The 19,425-nt window shown below is 68.5% G+C and carries 20 protein-coding genes; 7 read left to right on the forward strand and 13 right to left on the reverse strand.

Annotated elements, in window-relative coordinates:
• Window positions 1–9 precede the first annotated feature (9 nt).
• Genes ACSQ9A_RS17625 through ACSQ9A_RS17650 form a run of 6 tightly spaced genes read right to left on the reverse strand, consistent with a single transcriptional unit; the run spans window position 10 to window position 6,468 of the window.
• Window positions 10–870 (reverse strand): HpcH/HpaI aldolase/citrate lyase family protein, encoded by an 861-nt coding sequence (locus tag ACSQ9A_RS17625; protein WP_436304585.1) that lies wholly within the window; start codon window positions 868–870, stop codon window positions 10–12.
• Window positions 867–2,222 carry an MmgE/PrpD family protein gene (locus ACSQ9A_RS17630; RefSeq protein ID WP_436304586.1) on the reverse strand — a complete coding sequence of 452 codons (1,356 nt, stop codon included), beginning with the start codon at window positions 2,220–2,222 and terminating at the stop codon, window positions 867–869. Before ACSQ9A_RS17630 ends, ACSQ9A_RS17625 begins: the two co-directional genes overlap by 4 nt.
• Before the next feature lies 1 nt (window position 2,223).
• Complete coding sequence (locus ACSQ9A_RS17635; protein WP_436304587.1) at window positions 2,224–3,405, reverse strand: CaiB/BaiF CoA transferase family protein; 1,182 nt, start codon at window positions 3,403–3,405, stop codon at window positions 2,224–2,226.
• Between the two features lie 13 nt (window positions 3,406–3,418).
• A complete protein-coding gene (locus ACSQ9A_RS17640; protein WP_436304588.1) occupies window positions 3,419–4,588 on the reverse strand; it encodes an acyl-CoA dehydrogenase family protein in 1,170 nt (389 codons plus the stop codon).
• Window positions 4,589–4,595: 7 nt separating this feature from the next.
• Window positions 4,596–5,486 (reverse strand): FAS1-like dehydratase domain-containing protein, encoded by an 891-nt coding sequence (locus tag ACSQ9A_RS17645; protein WP_436304589.1) that lies wholly within the window; start codon window positions 5,484–5,486, stop codon window positions 4,596–4,598.
• 4 nt (window positions 5,487–5,490) lie between these two features.
• Complete coding sequence (locus ACSQ9A_RS17650; protein ID WP_436304590.1) at window positions 5,491–6,468, reverse strand: tripartite tricarboxylate transporter substrate binding protein; 978 nt, start codon at window positions 6,466–6,468, stop codon at window positions 5,491–5,493.
• A 131-nt stretch (window positions 6,469–6,599) separates the two neighbouring features.
• On the opposite strand from ACSQ9A_RS17650, the gene ACSQ9A_RS17655 reads away from it, so the two are divergent.
• Window positions 6,600–7,511 (forward strand): LysR substrate-binding domain-containing protein, encoded by a 912-nt coding sequence (locus ACSQ9A_RS17655; protein ID WP_436294518.1) that lies wholly within the window; start codon window positions 6,600–6,602, stop codon window positions 7,509–7,511.
• On the opposite strand, the gene ACSQ9A_RS17660 is transcribed toward ACSQ9A_RS17655, so the two are convergent.
• Complete coding sequence (locus ACSQ9A_RS17660; protein WP_436304591.1) at window positions 7,481–8,899, reverse strand: MFS transporter; 1,419 nt, start codon at window positions 8,897–8,899, stop codon at window positions 7,481–7,483. The two genes, ACSQ9A_RS17655 and ACSQ9A_RS17660, sit on opposite strands and share 31 nt — an antisense overlap.
• Before the next feature lie 290 nt (window positions 8,900–9,189).
• Here ACSQ9A_RS17660 and ACSQ9A_RS17665 point away from each other — a divergent pair, with 290 nt between their 5' ends.
• Complete coding sequence (locus tag ACSQ9A_RS17665; RefSeq protein ID WP_093112001.1) at window positions 9,190–9,417, forward strand: CDGSH iron-sulfur domain-containing protein; 228 nt, start codon at window positions 9,190–9,192, stop codon at window positions 9,415–9,417.
• Between the two features lie 159 nt (window positions 9,418–9,576).
• On the opposite strand, the gene ACSQ9A_RS17670 is transcribed toward ACSQ9A_RS17665, so the two are convergent.
• The 4 genes from ACSQ9A_RS17670 to phaC form a co-directional block, all read right to left on the reverse strand.
• Complete coding sequence (locus ACSQ9A_RS17670; protein ID WP_436304592.1) at window positions 9,577–10,317, reverse strand: Mut7-C RNAse domain-containing protein; 741 nt, start codon at window positions 10,315–10,317, stop codon at window positions 9,577–9,579.
• A gap of 31 nt (window positions 10,318–10,348) precedes the next feature.
• The gene (locus ACSQ9A_RS17675; RefSeq protein WP_436294521.1) at window positions 10,349–10,828 is read right to left on the reverse strand and encodes an aminoacyl-tRNA deacylase; all 480 of its coding nucleotides are present in this window, start codon (window positions 10,826–10,828) and stop codon (window positions 10,349–10,351) included.
• A 153-nt stretch (window positions 10,829–10,981) separates the two neighbouring features.
• The gene (locus ACSQ9A_RS17680; RefSeq protein ID WP_436304593.1) at window positions 10,982–12,160 is read right to left on the reverse strand and encodes an acetyl-CoA C-acetyltransferase; all 1,179 of its coding nucleotides are present in this window, start codon (window positions 12,158–12,160) and stop codon (window positions 10,982–10,984) included.
• 39 nt (window positions 12,161–12,199) lie between these two features.
• A complete protein-coding gene (phaC, locus tag ACSQ9A_RS17685) occupies window positions 12,200–13,924 on the reverse strand; it encodes a class I poly(R)-hydroxyalkanoic acid synthase (RefSeq protein ID WP_436304594.1) in 1,725 nt (574 codons plus the stop codon).
• 112 nt (window positions 13,925–14,036) lie between these two features.
• Here phaC and ACSQ9A_RS17690 point away from each other — a divergent pair, with 112 nt between their 5' ends.
• Window positions 14,037–14,333 (forward strand): hypothetical protein, encoded by a 297-nt coding sequence (locus ACSQ9A_RS17690; protein WP_436304595.1) that lies wholly within the window; start codon window positions 14,037–14,039, stop codon window positions 14,331–14,333.
• Here ACSQ9A_RS17690 and pgeF read toward each other — a convergent pair.
• Together pgeF and maiA are read right to left on the reverse strand one after the other, a co-directional pair.
• On the reverse strand, window positions 14,265–15,011 hold the full coding sequence (gene pgeF, locus ACSQ9A_RS17695) for a peptidoglycan editing factor PgeF (RefSeq protein ID WP_093111989.1): 747 nt from the start codon (window positions 15,009–15,011) through the stop codon (window positions 14,265–14,267). The two genes, ACSQ9A_RS17690 and pgeF, sit on opposite strands and share 69 nt — an antisense overlap.
• A complete protein-coding gene (gene maiA / locus ACSQ9A_RS17700) occupies window positions 15,008–15,646 on the reverse strand; it encodes a maleylacetoacetate isomerase (protein WP_436306317.1) in 639 nt (212 codons plus the stop codon). The genes pgeF and maiA overlap by 4 nt, the downstream gene beginning before the upstream one ends.
• 104 nt (window positions 15,647–15,750) lie before the next feature.
• Here maiA and ACSQ9A_RS17705 point away from each other — a divergent pair, with 104 nt between their 5' ends.
• The 4 genes from ACSQ9A_RS17705 to ACSQ9A_RS17720 all read left to right on the forward strand — a co-directional run bounded on the left by ACSQ9A_RS17705 (window position 15,751) and on the right by ACSQ9A_RS17720 (window position 19,373).
• Entirely contained in the window at window positions 15,751–16,452 is a 702-nt protein-coding gene (locus tag ACSQ9A_RS17705) for a fumarylacetoacetate hydrolase family protein (protein ID WP_436304596.1), read from the forward strand.
• 93 nt (window positions 16,453–16,545) lie between these two features.
• Complete coding sequence (locus tag ACSQ9A_RS17710; RefSeq protein ID WP_093111985.1) at window positions 16,546–17,097, forward strand: NUDIX hydrolase; 552 nt, start codon at window positions 16,546–16,548, stop codon at window positions 17,095–17,097.
• Window positions 17,094–17,564, forward strand: a complete 471-nt coding sequence (locus tag ACSQ9A_RS17715) for a CreA family protein (protein ID WP_436304597.1) — start codon at window positions 17,094–17,096, stop codon at window positions 17,562–17,564. The genes ACSQ9A_RS17710 and ACSQ9A_RS17715 overlap by 4 nt, the downstream gene beginning before the upstream one ends.
• 15 nt (window positions 17,565–17,579) lie before the next feature.
• Window positions 17,580–19,373 (forward strand): ABC transporter ATP-binding protein, encoded by a 1,794-nt coding sequence (locus ACSQ9A_RS17720; RefSeq protein WP_436304598.1) that lies wholly within the window; start codon window positions 17,580–17,582, stop codon window positions 19,371–19,373.
• The last annotated feature ends 52 nt before the right edge of the window (window positions 19,374–19,425 follow it).

Here is a 19,425-nt window from a genome sequence, read left to right on the forward strand (position 1 = left end):
AAACCGGATTCAGACCGCGCCCTGCGCTTCCAGCGCGAGCAGGCGTTGCGCGAGCCGCAGCACGGGCGCGTCGACCATGCGGCCGTCGAGGCTGATCACGCCACCGCCGGCGGACTGCATGGCCTCGTTCACGCGCCGCGCCCAGGCCAGTTGCTCGGCACTCGGGCCGAGGGCCGCATGCACCGGACCCACCTGCTCGGGATGGATGCAGAGCTTGGCGCCGAAGCCACCGCGCCGCGCGCGTGCGCAGTCGAGCTGGAGCCGCTCCCGATCGCGCCAGTCGGGCGACACGCCGTCGATCGGTGCTGCGAGCCCGGCGCGGCGCGAAGCCAGCACCAGCGCAAGGCGCACCGGCACCAATTCGGCCTCGTCGGCTTCGCAGGCCAGACCGAGATCGGCCTGGAAGTCCAGATGGCCGAAGGCAAGCCGAAGCACCTGCGCTGCGTTCGCGAGCGCATCGAGCGCGGCGAGCCCGGCGGCCGATTCGATCAACGGCACAAGCACGCCCTGCGGCCCGACCGTCGCGACCAGCGCTGCGAGTTCTTCGGCACGCTCGGCCTTGGGCAGCACCACGCCGGCGAGCCCTTGCCGCGACAGCTGCGCCACGAGCGCGCGGTCTTCGTCGTGCCAGGCCGTGCCTGACGGATTGACGCGCACGAACAGGCGGCTGCGCTCGCCAGCGGACAGCGCCGCATGGCTGCGGGCGAGCTGCTCGCGCGCCGCCGCCTTGCGCTCGGGCGCCACCGCATCTTCGAGATCGACGATCACGGCGCCGGCGCCCGAAGCCAGCGCACGCGCATGGCGCTCGGGCCGGTCGGCCGGCACGAAGAGGAAGGTACGCGCCAATGCGAGCGGTGTAGCAGCCTTCATGAAGACGCTCCCAGCAGCATGCCGACCGAGGGCGCGCGCGCCACGTCCCAGAGCCGCTCGATGGCGTCGTGCATCTCCGCCTCGCTGGCGCCGCCGCTGTAGGCCGCGAGCCGCAGCGCCTTGGCCGTGATCTCCTCGCGGGAGAGCGTGTTGCCGGGGTCGCCCTTGGGTTCGTCGACGCGGCCCTGCAGCACGCGGCCGTCGTTCGTGTGCACCGTGACCTTGCCGATCCAGCGCTTCGGGTAGGCGCCATCGACCTCGGGGTCGAGCACCATCTGCACGCGATCGCGCAGCGCCACTGTTTCGGCATCGCGAAAATGCGCGTCGAACTCGGCCAGCCCGGCCTGCCCGAAGCGCGCCACCAGCGCGAGCACGGTACCCATCGAGAACTTGGACTGGTGCACCGTGGCCGGGTCGACCACCGGCCCCAGCACATCGATCGCGCCCTGGTGCACATGCGTCGTGACGCGCGCCAGGTTCTCGGCGCGCAGATCGTTCGCGCGCATGACTTCGAGCAGCGCATCGGCCGCCGGATGCGTATGGCGGCACGAGGCGTGGTACTTGAACGAGGTCTCGGCCAGCGCCCAGCGTGTGCCCAGGCCATCGACCAGCCGCTCTGGATCGGCATCCTGCGACATGCCCGCGGCCATGCCCTGCGGGCCTTCGAGGATCTGCTGCGCCCCGGTGAAGCCGTCGCGCGCCAGCGTCGCCGCCATCAGCCCGGCCGCGGCCGCATGCGCGGTGTGCAGTTGCTTCGAATCGGCCGCGGTGCGCAGGAACTCCCAGAGCCCGGCCGACTGCGTGCCGGCCGAGCCGAAGGCATGCTGCATGCGTGCCGCGTCGAGCCCCAGCAGATGGCCGGCCGTGGCCGCTGCCGCAAGGGTGCCGGCCGTGCCGGTCGTGTGGAACACCTTGTAGTGCGAACGCCCGAGGAACTCGCCCACGCGGATGCCGACCTCGTAGCCCGCGACCGCCGCCGCGAGCAGTCGTTCGCCGCTGGCACCCAGCGCCTGCGCCCAGGCCAGCGCGACCGGGAAGACCACCGTCGCCGGATGGAACACAGAGCCGTTGTGCACGTCGTCCTGCTCGGCCACGTGCGAGGCCGCGGCATTGACCAGGGCCGCGAAGTACGGGCTCGTGCGCGTGCGACCCACCAGCACTTCGCTGCGGCCGTCCGCGGGCCCCATCTCGCGCGCGAAGGCGGCAATGGTCTCGACCGGCCGTGCGCCGTGCCCTGCGATCGCGGAGCCGAACCAGTCGACCAGCAGGTCTTCGGTGCGGCGAATCACGGGCGCCGGAATGTCGGTGAAGCGCAGCCCGGCGGCGAAGCGTGCGAGGGATTCGGTGCTCATGTCAGATGGCCTCCGCGCCGCGCAGTGCGTGGATGTCGGCCTCGCTGCGGCCCATCGAACGCAGGATGGATTCGGTGTGCTCGCCGACTGCCGGAATCGCATCCATGCGGTAGTCGAAGGCGCTCTGCCGGCCCGGTGGCAGCAGCGCGGGAATGGCACCGGCCGGCGACTCGACCTCGCGCCAGCGCTCGCGCGCCTGCAGCTGCGGGTGCTGCCAGAGGCCCGCCATGTCGTTCATGCGCGCATTGGCGATCTGCGCCGCGTCGAGGCGTTCGAGCACCTGCGCCGTACTCAGCGCGGCGAAGGTCTCGAGGATCAGGGCCTGCAAGACCTCGCGGTTCGCATTGCGCTTGGCGTTGCTGTCGAAGCGCGGATCGGTCGCGAGCCCGGCCTGCATCAGCACACCTTCGCAGAAGGCCCGCCATTCGCGTTCGTTCTGCAGGCCCAGCATCACGGTGCCGCCATCGCCCGCGGCGAAGGGGCCGTAGGGGTAGATGGTGGCGTGCGAGGCCGCACTGCGCGGCGGCGGCGGCGCGCCGTCGTAGGCGTAGTACATCGGGTAGCCCATCCATTCGGCCAGCGACTCCAGCATCGAGACATCGATGTGCGAACCCTTGCCGGTCTTGCCCCGCTGCAGCAGCGCCGCGAGGATGCCGGTGTAGGCGTACATGCCGGCCGCGATGTCGGCGATCGAGTTGCCCGACTTGCAGGGCGCATCGGCCGTGCCGGTGATCGACAGGAAGCCCGCCTCGCTCTGGATCAGCAGGTCGTAGGCCTTCTTGTCGCGGTAGGGCCCGTCCTCGCCGTAGCCCGAGATGTCGCAGACGATCAGCGACGGATGCTTCGCCTGCAGCACCTCCGCGCCGAGCCCCATGCGTGCGGCGGCGCCGGGCGCGAGGTTCTGCACCAGCACGTCGGCGCCGGCGACCAGCTCCTGCAGCACGGCCTGCGCGGCCGGCTGCTTAAGGTCGAGTGTGAGACTTTCCTTCGAGCGGTTGACCCAGATGAAGTGCGAGGCCTCGCCGGCCACGCGCTGGTCGTAGGCGCGCGCGAAGTCGCCGCCGCCGGGCCGCTCCACCTTGATCACGCGAGCGCCGAGATCGGCCAGCTGGCGGGTGCAGAAGGGTGCCGCGATCGCGTGTTCGAGCGAGACGACGGTGATGCCGTCCAAAGGTCGTGTCATGACGGATCTCCGATCAGAAGGAGCGCGGCAAGCCCAGCAGGTGCTCGGCCACATAGGAATAGATGAGGTTGGTCGAGATCGGTGCCACCTGGTAGAGCCGCGTCTCGCGGAACTTGCGCTCGACGTCGTATTCGCAGGCGAAGCCGAAGCCGCCGTGGGTCTGCAGACAGGTGTTGGCCGCCTCCCACGAGGCCTTGGCCGCGAGGTACTTGGCCATGTTGGCCTCGGCGCCGCAGGGTTGGCCGGCGTCGAACAGCGCGCAGGCCTTGAAGCGCATGAGGTTCGCCGCCTCGGTCTCGATGTAGTTGTCGGCGATCGGGAACTGGATGCCCTGGTTCTGGCCGATCGCGCGGCCGAACACCTGCCGGTCGCTCGCGTAGCGGCGCGCGCGATCGATGAACCACCAGGCATCGCCGATGCACTCGGCCGCGATCAGCGTGCGCTCGGCATTGAGCCCATCCAGGATGTACTTGAAGCCCCTGCCCTCCTCGCCGATCAGGTTCTCGGCCGGGATCTCGAGGTTGTCGAAGAAGACCTCGTTGGTCTCGTGATTGACCATGTTGAGGATCGGCCGCACGGTCATGCCGCGGCCGATGGCCTGCTTCAGGTCGACGATGAAGATCGACATGCCTTCCGACTTCTTCTTCACCTCCGCGAGCGGCGTGGTGCGCGCCAAGAGGATCATCAGATCGGAATGCTGGATGCGCGAGATCCATACCTTCTGGCCGTTGACCACGTAGCGGTCGCCCTTCCTCACCGCGGTGGTCTTGAGTTGCGTGGTGTCGGTGCCGGTGGTGGGCTCGGTCACGGCCATGGTCTGCAGGCGCAGTTCGCCGGTCGCGATCTTCGGCAGGTACTGGCGCTTCTGCGCCTCGCTGCCGTGGCGCAGCAGCGTGCCCATGTTGTACATCTGGCCGTGGCAAGAGCCCGCGTTGCCGCCGGCGAAGTTGATCTCTTCCATGATCACCGAGGCTTCGGCCAGGCCCAGGCCGGAGCCGCCGTAGTCGGCGGGGATCAGCGCGGCGAGCCAGCCGGCCTCGGTCAGCGCGTTCACGAAGGCTTCGGGGTAGCCGCGCTCGTGATCGACCTTCTGCCAGTAGGCGGAATCGAAACTGCCGCAGAGCGCGCGCAGGGCATCGCGCATCTCCTGATGCGCATCGGGGGTGGGGATCTGGGTTTTCATGAGGCTCTCAGGACAGGGTGGCGGTGGCTTGCATCGCGAGCCAGCCGTCGGCGTCTTCGGCCCACAGCCGGAAGCTCTTGCCGTCGGCCTCGGGGCGGCCATGCACGCGGAAGGAAGCGGTGTCGAAGGTGGGTCGCACCGCGCGGAACTCGAACTTCGACAACGTGGCCTGCGGCTTCTCGCGCCGCAGCAGGTCGACCAGCAGCGTGGCGATCAGCGGGCCGTGCACGATCAGGCCCGGGTAGCCCTCGACCTCGGTCACGTAGCGCCGGTCGTAGTGGATGCGGTGGCCGTTGAAGGTGAGCGCCGAATAACGGAACAGCAGCACGTCGTCAGGCACGATCTCGCGGCTGAATGCCGCGTCCTTCGGTGCCGGGATGGGCGGCGGCGCGGCTTCGCCCGCGGCCGGCGCTGCACGGTAGACGATGTCGTGCTCCTCGGTCAGCACCAGGCCGCGCGCATTGCGGACCTCGTGGCGCACCAACACGAAGACCAGCTCGCCGCTGCGGCCTGCCTTGTGCGAGACCGAAGCGATGGTCGATGTACGTTCGAGCGCATCGCCGACCACGAGCGGATTGCCTGCCTCCCACGCCAGTCGACCGCCGGCCCACATGCGGCGCGGCAGCGGCACCGGCGGCAGGAAGCCGCCGCGCTTGGCGTGGCCGTCGGGGCCGATCTCGGATTGACGGTGGTGCGGCAGGAAGTAGAGCCAGTGCCAGAGCTCGGGCAGCCGCGTGCCCTGCCCGGGGGCAGGATCGTCGCGGTCCAGCGTGGCCGCCAGCGCGCGCACCGGCGCGGCCGTGACCTCGTCGGCCAGCGTTTCGCTGCGGCCCTGCCAGGCCTGCAGGCGGGCCAATGCCTCGGCATCGATCACTGAAGGGTGTTGAGAGAGGGCCATGCGTTCAATCCACGGCGGCGCCGGAAGCCTTGACGATCCGCGCCCACTTGGCGATGTCGTCCTGCAGCAGCTTCGTGAACTGCTCGGGCGAGGTCGGCGCCGCGATCTCGACGCCCTGCTGGTCGAGCTTTTCGCGCAGGTCCGGCGCGACCATGGCCTTCTGCGTCGCGTCCTGCAGTTTGGCGAGCACGTCCTGCGGCACGCCGGCCGGTGCGAACAGGCCGATCCACAGCGTGCCGTTGTAGCCCGGCACCGATTCGGCGATGGCGGGCACGTCCGGCAGCACCGGCGAGCGCTTGTCGCCGCTCACCGCCAACGCGCGCAGCTTGCCGGCCTTGATGTGCGGCAGCGCCGAGGGCAGGCTCGCGAACACGATCGGCAGCTGGCCACCGAGCACATCGTTGATGGCGGGCGCCACGCCCTTGTAAGGCACGTGCTGCAGCTGGATGCCCGCCATGCTGTTGAGCATCTCGCCGAGCAGGTGGTTGAGCGTGCCGTTGCCGGCCGAGGCGTACTGGTAGGCCGCGTCCTTGCGCTTCGCGAGCGCAAGCAGCTCGCCGAGCGACCTGGCCGGGAACGACGGGTTGACCAGCAGCACGTTGGGCACCGCGCCGATCAGGCCCACGGGGCGGAAATCCTTGACCGGATCGAAGCCCGGGTTCTTGTAGAGCGCGGGGTTGATGGCCTGGCTGCTGCTGATGGTCATGAGCAGCGTGTAGCCGTCCTTCGGCGCCTTGGCCACCAGCTGTGTGCCGATGTTGCCGCCGGCGCCGGGCCGGTTGTCCACCACCACGCTGGCGCCCAGCACCTCGGCGATCTTCTGGCCGACCAGGCGGCCGACGATGTCGTTGGTGCCGCCGGCCGCCTGCGGCACGACCAGCGTGATCGGGCGCGAGGGATAGCCGGTTTGTACGGCCGCGTGCCCGACCGGCCATAGCGCGGCAGCAGCAGCCAGAAGAAGCGCGAGTGCGCGAAAGCTCATTTGTGTCTCCGTTGCGTTTGGGCGTTCAAGCCACGCCCCCACCCGCATGGTGGCCATGGCGGCACCTGCGCGCAATCTTCGATTTCGAGACCGAGCCTTCAGGATTTCCGAAGGCTTGCTAGGATGCACCCATGCATTTCGACCTGACCGACCTGCGTCTTTTCGTCGCCGCGGCGGAGCTGGGCAGCCTCACGCGCGCGGCCGAACGCCAGCACCTGTCGCTGGCCGCAGCCAGCGCGCGCATCAAGGCGCTGGAGGCGCAGTCCGGGCTGGCGCTGCTGTCGCGCGAAGCGCGCGGCGTGCGCCTGCTGCCGCCGGGCGAGGCCTTTCTCCACCACGCGCGGCTGATGCTGCACCAGGCCGGGCAGCTGCGCTCCGAACTGGCCGAGTACGGCGAGGGCCTGCGCGGTCATCTGCGGGTGTTCGCCAACACCACGGCGGTCAGCGATTTCATGCCCGAGATCCTGCCGGGCTTCCTGGCCCGGCACCCGCGGATCAACATCGACCTTCAGGAAAAACCGAACACCCAGATCCCGCACGGCGTGCTCGACGGCCGCGCCGACATCGGCATCGTCGCCGGGCGCGTCGACACGCTGGGGCTGGAGGCGATCCACTTCAGTACCGACCGGCTGGTGCTCGTGACCTCGCGCAAGCACCGCTTCGCGCGGCGCCGCCGCATCGCCTTTGCCGAGACGCTGGACGAGGACGCCGTCGGCATGCAGCAGGGCAGCACGCTGCACGCCTTCCTGGCGCAGATCACTGAAAGCCTGGGCAAGAGCCAGAAGCTGCGCATCCAGCTCGGCGGCTTCGATGCCATGTGCCGCATGATCGGCAGCGGCGTGGGCATCGGCGTGGTGCCCGAGTCGGCCGCGCGCCGCAATCTCGAGAGCATGCGGCTCGCGTTGATCGAACTCAGCGATCCCTGGTGCGTGCGCGAGCGCTACCTGCTGGTCCGCGACCGCGCCACGCTTCCCACCTATGCGCAGGCCCTGGTCGATACCCTCTGCGCGCACTACGCGGCGCAAGACGCCTCTGCCGGCTGAGGCGCACACAGCAGCCGCTGGAACAGCGCCGCCACCGCCAGCGCGAGCAGCAGCAGGTAGACCGTCGAGGCGACGAAGGCGAGCCGCGGCTCCGTCCAGCCCGCGTAGAACAGGATGCCGATCAGCGCCACGCCGAGCGAGTTGCCGACCTGCTGCACGGTGGAAGCCACGCCGGCCGCCACGCCCGCATGGGCCGCGGGCACGCTGGCCAGCACCGCCGACATCAGCGGCGCGATGATCATGCCGAGCCCTGCCCCCTGCAGGCACAACACCGGCAGCAGCCAGGCCACCGCCCCGCTGCCGGGGTGCGTCAGCACGACCGCGATCATCAGCCCGTGTCCCGCGGCCAGCAGCAAGGCGCCGATCGCGATCGTTTGCGGACCGAGCCGAGCGGCCAGCTTCTTCGCCGTCATCGAGGTCGCGAAGAAGCCCACCGCAAGCACCGTGAAGACCAGGCCCGAGGCCAGCGCCTCGAGCCCGAGGGTCTGCTGCAGGTAGAGCGCGAGCACGAAGTAGAACGATGCATTGCCGGCAAAGAACGCGAGCGTCACGCCCAGCCCGATAACGAAAGCCGGCAGGCGGAACAGCGCCGGCGCGATCAGCGGATTGCCGCCACGCTGCTCCAGCCGGCGTTGATGCAGCGCCAGCCCGGCGATCAGCGGCAGCGCGACGATCAGCGTGAGCACGCTCCACAGGGGCCAGCCCTGCTGCCGGCCCTCGACCAGCGGCCACAGCACCGCGGCCAGTGCCAGCGCGACCCACAGCGCGCCGGGCACGTCGAGCCGGCTGCGCGCCTCGGGCGCGAAAGGCGGAATAAAGCGCAGGCCGAACAGCAACCCGGCCAGGCCGATCGGCAAGTTGATCAGGAAGCACATCCGCCAGCCCAGCTGCGCGAAGTCGGCATGGATCAGCAGCCCACCCACCAGCTGGCCGAGCGCCGCAGCCAGGCCCAGCGCCACGCCGTAGGCGCCGAAAGCCTTGGCGCGCGCCTCGCCGGTGAAGACCAAGCCCAGCATCGCCAGCACTTGCGGCTGCAGCAAGGCGCCGGCCAAGCCCTGCACGATGCGCGCCGCAATGAGCGTCGTCGTGCCCTGCGCCAGGCCACAGGCGGCCGAGGCAAGCGTGAACAGCAGCAGGCCCAGCATGAACATGCGGCGGCGTCCGAACAGATCGCCGAGCCGCCCGCCGGTGATGAGCCCGGCCGCGTTCGCGAGGCCGTAGCCTGCGACCACCAGCTGCAGGGCGCTGTCGCTGGCCTTCAGGTCATGCTGGATCGAAGGCAGCGCGACGTTCACGATGAAGAAATCGAGCACCACCATGAAGGTGCCGCTCAAGAGCAGCAGCAGCGTGGGCCAGCCGGAGCGAGGGACGGGAAGAGCGGATGTCATGGGGCCACTCTCGCGCGCGGCGCGCGGCGCCGCAATGACCTCCAAGGTCAAGTCGCGCAAGCCCCTTTGTCGGCAGCCATGGTTAGTGCGCGTTGATGCTCGACCAGACTGCGCTGACAAGTCCGAGTTGCTGCTGGGCCTTTACTCCATCGTCCTAAGTAGGACGCGATCTTCGGAGCTTGAGCGGTGAGTATCAGGCGCTTGTCCCGGGCAGCGCGGACTATACTGAATTGTCGACTCGGCTCACTCGAGTTGATCCTTTTGCCGCTTCTAACCCGTCGGAGGCAATCATGACAAGACTGGTGATGCGCACGCGCAGCAAACCCTATCCAGTGACCATTGGCGGCGAGACGAAATTCATCTGCGGCTGTGGCCTGTCGGCGACCCAGCCCTTCTGCGACGGTACGCACAAGCAGACTCGCGACGAGAAAGAGGGGACGATTTGCTGGTACGACGCCGACGTCGGTCGCAACGAAGTCGCAGATGCGTTCCCCAACATCCGCATCCCGAGCGAATAGTTGTCCCGGGGTCCCCTCGTTTTCAGTGCAATAGCTGACGGTACGCAAGGCCAGTGCCCGACCACAGCCATCGAGCCAGTCGGCGGGCTGCCGATCATGGTCACGAAAGGCCCTATCCGGTGGCTACGAGGTCCGTGACGTTCCGAGCGCTGTCGGCCATCACTCCGCCAGCAACCCATCCACCATAACGCGCATGCGCTGCCAGTGCGACCCCTCCCAGAACACGCGACGGCAAACATCGCATACGCTGAAACGTTGGTAGCGCTCGCGCACCGCCGGTGGCAGCGTCGATGTGACCAGCGCCTTGTCGATCCCATGCAAGGGCGTGTTGCAGTTCAGACACAGCGTGAACGGCCGCGCACCACGCGCCAGGTCGAGTCGATCGAAGATCTCGCGCAACTGCTCGGCCGATCGCAAGGCATGCACGTAGCAGCCATGCGTGATCCCACGGCGCTTGAGCAGCTCCCGATCCCGCGTCAGCACGATGCGCCCCTGCGCTACAGCGATACGCTCGATCTCTTCGTCGCGGAAATGGTTGTCGTACAGGGTATCGAACCCGGTCATGCGCAGCAGGTGAGCGAGCCCGCCCAGATGCGCATCGGCGACGAAGCGCGTGACGCGCAGCGCATGCTCGCGAACGCGCAGCAGCGGCGTGACATCGAGCGCTTCGAACTTCGGAAACACGGCGACCCGATCGCCATCGCTCAGCAACACCCCGAATCCGGCCGACTCGCCGTTGACCAGCACCAGCTCGACCTCTGTGTGCGGCACACCGAGCGCCTCGATCATGTGCTTGGCGGTCGCCGCCCGCGCGCACGTGCAGGAGAACTCGTGCCCGCGCCGCTCGCGTGCCAGAAAGTCGTTCAGCTCCTCGTAGAACCGGAAGGTCGCAGTGACCATTGCCAGCCAATGACGGCTTCCGACATCGCACTCAATGCGTCGGCGACTTGCAGAAATTCCCGTGCGGCTGAGCGCGCATCAGCTCGTGAAACTGCTCGCGCGACATCCGCAGCAGCCGCTCGTGATCGCCGCCTTCCATGTAGACGACGTCGCTGGTCTCGAGTTCGTCGTCGACGATGGTCTGGATACCCCAGGCCATGCCGATCGGCGGTATCGCACCGGGTTCGCAGTCCTCGAACAGCGTCGCAACGCGGGCTTCGTCGGCCAGCCTCAGCCTGTGGCGGCCGAGTATGCGGGAGAACTCGCCCAGCATGACCATCTTGTCGGCGGGAACGACGGCCATCACGCAGCCCGTTTCGTCCTCGAGGATGACCGATTTGGCCAGTTGACCCGGAGGAACATGGGCGTTGTGAGCCGTCTCCGCGCTGGTGCGGCTGTGCTCATGCATGCAAACCTCGTAGCGTGTGCCGCGCTGTTCGAGGTAGTCGGACAGATGCGAAGGAATGGACATGGCATGCTCCTTGTGCGAAGCCACGGGCCCTGGTTCGAACAGCGGCTCGGCATGCTCGGCCCGGCCGTCTCCTCAGTTTGCTCCCGGCGCCAGCGGATCGCAAGTGAAAGCGCCGCGTGTTGCGCGGCGCTTTCAGGGGTGGTGATGGACGCTTCAGCGTTCGATCGTGAGCGCCACCCCCATGCCGCCACCGATGCACAGCGAGGCGATGCCCTTCTTCGCGTTCTGGCGCTGCATCTCGTGCAGCAGCGTCACCAGGATGCGACAGCCGGAGGCACCGATCGGGTGGCCAATGGCGATGGCGCCGCCGTTCACGTTGACCTTGTTCACATCCCAGCCCATCTCGCGGTTGACGGCGCAGGCCTGCGCGGCGAAGGCCTCGTTGATCTCGAGCACGTCGAGGTCCTGCGGCTTCCAGCCGGCGCGCTGCAGCGCCTTGGTCGAAGCAGGCACCGGGCCCATGCCCATGAAGGCCGGGTCGAGGCCGGTGCTCGCGTAGCTCGCGATGCGGCCGAGCGGTTTCAGGCCCAGCGCGGCCGCCTTCTTGGCGGTCATCACCAACACGGCGGCGGCGCCGTCGTTCAGGCCCGAGGCATTGCCCGCGGTCACGCCGCCGGCCTTGTCGAAGGCCGGGCGCAGGCCGGCCAGGCCCTCGGCGCTGGTCTTGCGATTGATGAACTCGTCCTGGTTGAAGACCAGCGGATCGCCCTTCTTCTGCGGGATGTTGACGGCGACGATCTCGTCCTTGAACTTGCCGGCATCCTGCGCGGCGGCCGCCTTGGTCTGGCTGCCGAGCGCGAGCTCGTCCTGCGCGGCGCGGCTGATGTCGTACTTCTTGGCCACGTTCTCGGCCGTGATGCCCATGTGGTACTGGTTGTAGACGTCCCACAGGCCGTCGATGATCATCGTGTCGACCAGCTTCCAGTCGCCCATGCGCTGGCCGTTGCGCGAGTTGGGCAGCACGTGGGGCGCCAGGCTCATGCTCTCCTGCCCGCCCGCGACGACGATCTCGCTGTCGCCGGTGGCCACCGCCTGCGCCGCCAGCATCACGGCCTTGAGGCCCGAACCGCACACGGCATTGATGGTGAGCGCCGGCGTTTCCTTGGTGATGCCGCTTTTCACGAGCGCCTGGCGCGCCGGGTTCTGGCCGGCACCCGCCGCCAGCACCTGGCCCATGATGACTTCGCCGATCTGGTCGCTGCCGACCTTGGCGCGCGCCAGCACCTCCTTGATGACGATGGCGCCGAGCTCGGTGGCCGAAATCCCGGCCAGCGATCCGCCGAACTTGCCGACAGCGGTACGTGCGGCTGAAACGATGACGATGTCTTCCATGGTGTGCTCTCCGAGGCTGCTATTGAAAAAAAGTGAAGTTCAGGCCTTTGCCTTGACGTAGCGACCGGGCGCCGGCTCGATCGCCTTGTAGGCGCTGCCCTTGCCGTAGGTCTTGGGGGCAGGGATCTGCTTGCCCGCATGGGTCTTGAGCCAGGCGGACCAGTCGGTCCACCAGCTGCCGGGATGCTCGGTCGCGCCGGCCAGCCACTCGGCCTGTGTCTTCGGCAGCTTGCCGTCGGCGCGGATCCAGTGGCTGCGCTTCTTCTTGGCCGGCGGGTTGATCACGCCGGCGATGTGGCCCGAGGCGCCCATCACGAAGCGCTTCTTGCCCGACAGCACCTGCGTCGAGGCGTAGGCGCCGCCGATCGGCACGATGTGGTCTTCGCGCGAGCCATAGATGTAGACCGGCGCCTCGATGCGACCGAGGTCGATCTTCTCGCCGGCCACGGTGAGCGCGCCGGGCTGGGCCAGCTTGTTCTCGTGATAGGTGTTGCGCAGGTACCAGCAGTACATCGGGCCCGGCAGGTTGGTGGCGTCGCTGTTCCAGTAGAGCAGGTCGAAGGGCGGCGGGGTCTCGCCCTTCAGGTAGTTGCCGACCACATAGTTCCACACCAGATCGTTGGGCCTGAGGAAGCTGAAGGTCGAGGCGAGCTCGCCGCCCTGCAGAAGGCCGCCCTGGCCCATCTGCATCTCGCGGAACTGCACGAAGCCCTCGTCGATGAAGATGTCGAGCACGCCGGTGTCGACGAAGTCGAGCAAGGTGGTCAGCAGCGTTACGGACGCCGCCGGCTGCTCGCCGCGCGCCGCCAGCACCGCCAGCGCGGTCGAGAGGATGGTGCCGCCGACGCAGAAGCCCAGCGTGTCGATCTGCCCACCCTTCTTGTCCTGGCCGGTGATCTCCCGCGTAACCTGGATCGCCTTGATCGCGGCGTCCTCGATGTAGCGGTCCCAGGTGTACTGGGCCATCGATGCATCGGGATTGCGCCAGCTCACGACGAACACGCGGTGGCCCTGCTCCACCGCATAGCGGATCAGCGAGTTCTCGGGCTGCAGGTCGAGGATGTAGAACTTGTTGATGCAAGGCGGCACCAGGAGCAGCGGCCGCTCGTAGACCTTGGCGGTGAGCGGCTTGTATTCGAGCAGCTGGAACAGCTCGTTTTCGAACACCACGGAGCCTTCGGTGGTCGCGACGTTGCGGCCGACCTCGAAAGCGCTTTCGTCGGTCATGCTCAGGTGGCCCTGCTGCACGTCGTGCAGGAGATTCTGGATGCCCTTGGCGATGCTCTCGCCCTGCGTGTCGAGGGCTTTCTTCATCGCCTCGGCGTTGAAAGCGAAGTAGTTGCTGGGCGCCGAGGCGGCCGTCCACTGCTCGACCGCGAAGCGAAGGCGGGAGCGGGTTTTCTCGTCGGCTTCGACGGCCTCGGCCATGCCGAGCAGCGTGCGCGTGTTGAGCAGGTAGACCGCCGCCGAAAAGGCCGAGACCGGATTGCTGCCCCAGGCCTCGCCCGCAAAGCGCCTGTCGCCGCCGGCGCGGGCCGCGAGGTCCTGGCGCCACAGCTCGGTGGCCTCTTCGACGTACTGCTGCTGCAACTGCTGCAGTTTCTCGGCGGACAACGAGAACTTCGGCATCTCCCACGGGGCGCCCGCGTTGCCGCCGGCGCCGAGCGACTGGAAGGATTCGAGCGCCTTCCCCCATCCTTGGGTCAGCGCCTGCTGGAAGGGCGCGAAACTATCGGCTGCCGCGGCCTGTTGTTCTGGTCTCATGACGTCTCCTGGTTCCTCGCCTGACTCGCCTCATGGCAACGGGTTTTGAGTATGCTGCATTCGCAGGGGCCCGACCAGCAAGCCCCGCTATACCTTCCTGAAACAATCGTCTATGCACCTCGTCGTCATCGCCTGGCTGTATGTCGCCCTGATGATGGCGGTCGCAGAAGCCACCAACACCACCGGCACCGTGCTCGGCGCGGTCTTCACCTTTCTACTCTACGGCTTGGCGCCGGTGGCACTGGTGGTTTACCTGATGGCCACGCCGGCACGGCGGCGGGCGCTGCGCGAACGCGAAGCGGCCGAACGCGAAGCCGCGTTCCGGGCTGGCGCGAACGCTTCAGCCGCGCCAGATGCAGGCCGCGAAACGCCCGCTGACGCGGTCCCGCCGGTGCGAGAAAAAGAGTAACGGGTTGTGCACCGTGCACCAAGCCTCGGAGCTGTCGTTGCCGTGAAGCTGCGTCACGCCGGCCGCCCGCAGGCGCTGGCGGGCCAGGCCGGCCAGGTCGGCCAGCCATTTGCCGGGTTGTCCAGCGGACTTGAAGCATCGAGCGGCTTCAGGGGCGCCGGCATCGAAGGCCGCCTTCACCTCGTCGCCGACCTCGAAGGCATCGGGCCCGATGCAGGGCCCGAGCCAGGCCATGAGCCGGTCGTCCGCGCCGAAGCTCTCCACCGTCCGTTCGAGCACCCCGGCCGCCAAGCCGCGCCAACCCGCATGCGCGGCGGCCACGCGTCGGCCTTGTTCGTCGGTGAACAGCACCGGCAGGCAATCGGCGACCATGATCGTGCAGGCCACGCCGCTGGCGCTGGTGGTGCAGGCGTCGGCGGCCTCGCCATCCGGCGTGGACGCATCGAGCGGCAGCAGCTGCGTGCCATGCACCTGCCGGAGAAACACGGCCCGCGCGCCGATGGCCTGGCGCAGAAGCGCCCGGTTGGCTGCCACATCGGCCGGTGCATCGCCAACGTGATCCCCGAGGTTCAGTCCGCGGTAGTTGCCGCCAGAGACTCCGCCTCGGCGCGTGGTGCACAGCGCATGCACGCCAGCCGGCGCTGGCCAGTCGGGCACCAGCCAGTCGGCAGCGTTCATGCTTCTGCGTCGGGGCAGCGCGAGGGCTGGGCGCGCTGGAAGGCATCGAGCTGCATGCAGGCCTCGAAGGCCGCCATGGTACGCGGCATGCCGCTGAAGTCGCAGTCGAAGCGCTGGCCGTTGAAGACCTGCGGCACCAGGCAGCAGTCGGCCAGCGTGGGCGCGCTGCCCCAGCAATAGAGGCCGGCGGGATGCTGCGCGAGCTGGCGTTCGAAGGCCAGCATGCCCTCGCGCACCCAGTGGCGATACCACGCGTTCTTGGCCGCCTCGTCGAGCTTGAGCTCGCGCACCAGGTACTTGAGCACGCGCAGGTTGTTGAGCGGATGGATCTCGCAGGCGATCGACTGCGCCAGCGCCCGCACGCGCGCGCGGCCCACCGGATCGTGCGGCAGCAGCGCCGGTTCGGGATGCACTTCGTCCAGGTATTCGATGATCGCCATCGACTGCGAAAAGCGCTCGCCCTCGTCTTCGAGCAGCGGGACCAGCATGTCGGCCGAGATGGCGGAGAAGGGCCCGGTCTTGTGCTCGCCGCGCGCGATGTGCACCGGGATGTAGTCGTAGTCGAGGCCCTTGAGGTTCAGCGCGATTCGTACCCGGAACGAGGCCGAGGAGCGGAAGTAGGAATGAAGCTTCATCATGGTGTGAAGCATAGCCCCGGCCCCGGGGGGGTGCCAAACCCGGGCAGCGCGCCCGGCCCTCTGGCACACTGCCGCTTTCGCTGAAAAGGACGTTTTTCCCCATGGCTTCCGAATACGTTTTCACGCCGCCGCCGGTGGTCTCCATTCCCGTGGTCGGCCAGGCAGGCCGCTTCCCCGTGCACCGCATCTACTGCGTGGGCCGCAACTACGAAGAGCATGCGAAGGAAATGGGCTTTACCGGCCGCGAGCCGCCCTTCTTCTTCATGAAGCCGGCCGACGCCGTGGTGGTGGTCGCCGCCGGCGAGACCGGCACCATGGCCTACCCGACTCTCACCAAGAACCTGCACCACGAGATCGAGCTGGTGGCGGCCATCGGCACCGGCGGAAAGAACATCCTGGCGGCCGATGCCCACAAGCACATCTTCGGCTACGCGGTCGGCCTGGACATGACGCGCCGCGACCTGCAGGGCGAGATGAAGAAGCAGGGGCGCCCCTGGGACATCGGCAAGAGCTTCGAGCAGAGCGCGCCGATCGGCCCGATCGTGCCGGTGGCGCAGGCCGGCGATGTCGAGAAGGCCGAGATCTCGGTGCAGGTCGGCGGCAAGGACCGCCAGCGCAGCAACGTGAGCAAGCTGATCTGGAGCATCGCCGAGACCATCGAGCACCTGTCGGCCGCCTGGGAGCTCGCGCCCGGCGATCTGATCTTCACCGGCACGCCCGAAGGCGTGGCCGCGGTGATGGCCGGCGACACGATGGTCGGCGAGGTCACCGGCCTGCCGACCCTGACTGTCAAAGTCATCTGAAGCAATGGGCCCCCACGCTCATCACTTCGTGTATTCGCTGCCCCCCGAGGGCGCGCAGCCCGCCCTTGGGGCGGCCCGGCGCGCGGGCTGAAGATGCTCCTGCGCGTCCCCATCAAGCATTGCAAGAACTGCGGGACCGCGGTGGTCTACCGCCTGCCCGACGACGGCGACACCAAGGAGCGCGCCATCTGTCCGGCGTGCCATACGGTGCACTACGAGAACCCGCTGAACGTGGTCGGCACCATTCCCGTGCTGGGCGAACGCGTGCTGCTGTGCAAGCGCAACATCGAGCCGCGCTGGGGCAAGTGGACGCTGCCGGCCGGCTTCATGGAACTGGGCGAGACCACCGAGCAGGGCGCGGCGCGCGAGACCGACGAGGAAGCCGGCGCCGAGTACGAGATGGAAGGCCTGTTCGCGGTGATGAGCGTGGTGCGCGTGGGCCAGGTGCATCTCTTCTATCGCGCACGGCTCCTGAGCGAGAAGTTCGATCCGGGCCACGAGACCCTCGAGGCCAGGCTCTTCACCGAGGAAGAGATTCCCTGGGAGGAGATCGCCTTCCGCACCGTTCGCGCGGCGCTGGAGCACTACTTCGAAGACCGGCGGCGCGGCAGCTTCGACCGCGTTCACACGCTCGACATCGTATGAGGCATCCTCTTCTCGCACTGTTGTGCTGCGCCGCGCTGGCCGCGAGTGCGCTGGCCGAACCGGTCGGCGAGGTCGACACCGCCTTCAAGCTGATCGGGCCGGACCACAAGATCGTGGTCGAGGCCTACGACGACCCCAAGGTGAGCGGCGTGACCTGCTATGTCTCGCGCGCCAAGACCGGCGGGCTCTCGGGTGCCTTCGGCCTGGCCGAGGACAAGGCCGAGGCCTCCATCGCCTGCCGCCAGGTCGGCCCGGTGCGCGTGACCCAGCCTTTGCCGAAGCGCGAAGAGGTCTACAGCGAACGGCTGTCGATCCTGTTCAAGCGGCTGCGCGTGGTGCGCATGGTCGATCCGGCGCGCAACACCCTGGTCTACCTCACCTACTCCGACCTGCTGATCGACGGTTCGCCGAAGAACAGCGTGACCGCGGTGCCGATCGACCGGGGCACGCCGATCCCGCTGAAGTAGCGGCGGCCGCCTGGCATGAGCGTTGCAGCTGCACCGGGCCATGCGATGGGCGCCATGGGCGAGCTCTACGGCGCGCTGTGGCGCCACGCCGAGGGCAAGCGCGGGCAGCTGCTCGGCGCGACCGCGCTGCTCACCGGCTCCCAACTGCTGCGGCTCACGATGCCGTGGCTCGCGGCGCAGGCCATCAATGCGCTGCAGACCGGCGACATCGCGCGCTCCGGACGCTGGATCGCGGCGCTGGCGGGGATCTACGTGCTGTCGTGGGTTGTCCACGGCCCAGGGCGCATCCTCGAGCGCAACGTGGGTCTGCGCGTGCGCGAGGCGCTGGCCGATGCGCTCTATGCGCGCATCGCCGCCGCGTCGCTCGCCTGGCACGATGGCCACCATTCCGGCGAGCTGCAGCACCGCGTGCACCAGGCGAGCCGCGCCTTGTCGGACTTCGCGCAGAACCAGTTCATCTACCTCACCAACATCGTCAACTTCATCGGGCCCTTGATCGCGCTCACGCTGCTCTCGCGCACCAGCGGCGCGATGGCGATCGCGGGCTACGTGGTGATCGCGATCGTCATCGTGCGCTTCGACCGCGCACTGATGCGGCTGGCCCGCGCCGAGAACGATGCCGACCGGCGCTACGTCGCGGCGCTGCTCGACTTCCTGGCCAATGCCTCGACCGTGATCGGCCTCCGGCTCTCGGCCGCCTCGCGCCTGCTGCTGGGCCGGCGCATGGCTGCCATCTCGGCCCCGCTCAAGCGCACGGTGGTGCTCAACGAGGGCAAGTGGTTCTCGGTCGATGTCATGGGGCTGGCGCTGACCTGGGGCCTGGTCGTGGTCTACGTCTGGCAGTCGCGCACGCCGGGCCAGACGGTGATGCTGGGTGCGGTGTTCATGATCTACCAGTACGCGCAGCAGGCCGCGAGCGTCGTGACCTCGATGGCGGCCAACTTCAGCTTCTTCGCGCGCATGCACACCGACTACGGCAGCGCGGCGCCGATCTGGCAGGCGCCGTCGCGCGCGGACGACCTGGCGCAGGAACGCATCGATCGCGATGCAGCCTGGCGCACGCTGCAGGTCGACGGACTGGTCTGGAACTACCGGCCGCGCGGCACCGAGGCGGTCACCGAGCATGTGCCGAGCGGCCTGCACGAGCTCGCGCTCATGCTGCGGCGCGGCCAGCGCGTTGCGCTCGTCGGGCCCAGCGGCGGCGGCAAGAGCACGCTGCTGCGCGTGCTGGCCGGGCTGTATGCGCCGCAAGGCGGCACGCTGGCAATCGACGGCGAGCCCACGGCCTGGCCGCGGCTGCGCAGCATCGCGACCCTGATCCCGCAGGAAACCGAGGTCTTCGAGGCCAGCGTGCGCGAGAACCTGGGCTTCGGCCAGCCGCTCGATGACGATGCGATCCGGGCCGCGCTGCATGCCAGCACCTTCGACGAAGTGCTCGCGGCCACGCGCGGCGATCTGGACACGCCGCTATCCGAACGCGGCTTCAATCTGTCCGGCGGGCAGCGGCAGCGCCTGTGCCTTGCGCGCGGCGTGCTGGCCGCGAAAGGCAGCTCGCTGCTGCTGCTCGACGAACCGACCAGCGCGCTGGATGCAGCGACCGAAGGCCGCGTGCTGGAGCGCATTGCGGCGGCCTTTCCCGAGGCCTGCGTGATCGCATCGGTCCATCGGCTGAGCCTGCTCGAGCGCTTCGACACCGTCGTGCTGATGGAAGCCGGCCGCATCGTCGATGCCGGCGCGCGCGCGGCGGTGCTGGCGCGCCAGCCGTCGCTCCAGGCGCCGGCCTCGCCCTCGGCGCGCGCACCGTGCTAAAAATGCGCCTCGGCCCGGATCCCGGTGGAACCCTTGGCGCCGAATCCGTTCC

Source organism: Variovorax sp. LjRoot290, from assembly GCF_964253985.1.
Classification (GTDB): Bacteria; Pseudomonadota; Gammaproteobacteria; order Burkholderiales; family Burkholderiaceae_C; genus Variovorax.

Excerpts from the sequence above, each read along its gene's own strand:
- ACSQ9A_RS17670 (WP_436304592.1), bottom strand. The coding sequence starts at position 10,317 with ATGGTCACTGCGACCTTCCGGTTCTACGAGGAGCTGAACGACTTTCTG.
- ACSQ9A_RS17715 (WP_436304597.1), top strand. The coding sequence starts at position 17,094 with ATGAGGCATCCTCTTCTCGCACTGTTGTGCTGCGCCGCGCTGGCCGCG.
- maiA (WP_436306317.1), bottom strand. The coding sequence starts at position 15,646 with ATGAAGCTTCATTCCTACTTCCGCTCCTCGGCCTCGTTCCGGGTACGA.
- ACSQ9A_RS17705 (WP_436304596.1), top strand. The coding sequence starts at position 15,751 with ATGGCTTCCGAATACGTTTTCACGCCGCCGCCGGTGGTCTCCATTCCC.
- ACSQ9A_RS17710 (WP_093111985.1), top strand. The coding sequence starts at position 16,546 with ATGCTCCTGCGCGTCCCCATCAAGCATTGCAAGAACTGCGGGACCGCG.
- ACSQ9A_RS17650 (WP_436304590.1), bottom strand. The coding sequence starts at position 6,468 with ATGAGCTTTCGCGCACTCGCGCTTCTTCTGGCTGCTGCTGCCGCGCTA.
- ACSQ9A_RS17720 (WP_436304598.1), top strand. The coding sequence starts at position 17,580 with ATGAGCGTTGCAGCTGCACCGGGCCATGCGATGGGCGCCATGGGCGAG.
- ACSQ9A_RS17690 (WP_436304595.1), top strand. The coding sequence starts at position 14,037 with ATGCACCTCGTCGTCATCGCCTGGCTGTATGTCGCCCTGATGATGGCG.
- ACSQ9A_RS17635 (WP_436304587.1), bottom strand. The coding sequence starts at position 3,405 with ATGACACGACCTTTGGACGGCATCACCGTCGTCTCGCTCGAACACGCG.
- ACSQ9A_RS17655 (WP_436294518.1), top strand. The coding sequence starts at position 6,600 with ATGCATTTCGACCTGACCGACCTGCGTCTTTTCGTCGCCGCGGCGGAG.
- ACSQ9A_RS17630 (WP_436304586.1), bottom strand. The coding sequence starts at position 2,222 with ATGAGCACCGAATCCCTCGCACGCTTCGCCGCCGGGCTGCGCTTCACC.
- ACSQ9A_RS17680 (WP_436304593.1), bottom strand. The coding sequence starts at position 12,160 with ATGGAAGACATCGTCATCGTTTCAGCCGCACGTACCGCTGTCGGCAAG.
- ACSQ9A_RS17640 (WP_436304588.1), bottom strand. The coding sequence starts at position 4,588 with ATGAAAACCCAGATCCCCACCCCCGATGCGCATCAGGAGATGCGCGAT.
- ACSQ9A_RS17660 (WP_436304591.1), bottom strand. The coding sequence starts at position 8,899 with ATGACATCCGCTCTTCCCGTCCCTCGCTCCGGCTGGCCCACGCTGCTG.
- ACSQ9A_RS17675 (WP_436294521.1), bottom strand. The coding sequence starts at position 10,828 with ATGTCCATTCCTTCGCATCTGTCCGACTACCTCGAACAGCGCGGCACA.
- ACSQ9A_RS17625 (WP_436304585.1), bottom strand. The coding sequence starts at position 870 with ATGAAGGCTGCTACACCGCTCGCATTGGCGCGTACCTTCCTCTTCGTG.
- ACSQ9A_RS17645 (WP_436304589.1), bottom strand. The coding sequence starts at position 5,486 with ATGGCCCTCTCTCAACACCCTTCAGTGATCGATGCCGAGGCATTGGCC.
- ACSQ9A_RS17665 (WP_093112001.1), top strand. The coding sequence starts at position 9,190 with ATGACAAGACTGGTGATGCGCACGCGCAGCAAACCCTATCCAGTGACC.
- phaC (WP_436304594.1), bottom strand. The coding sequence starts at position 13,924 with ATGAGACCAGAACAACAGGCCGCGGCAGCCGATAGTTTCGCGCCCTTC.
- pgeF (WP_093111989.1), bottom strand. The coding sequence starts at position 15,011 with ATGAACGCTGCCGACTGGCTGGTGCCCGACTGGCCAGCGCCGGCTGGC.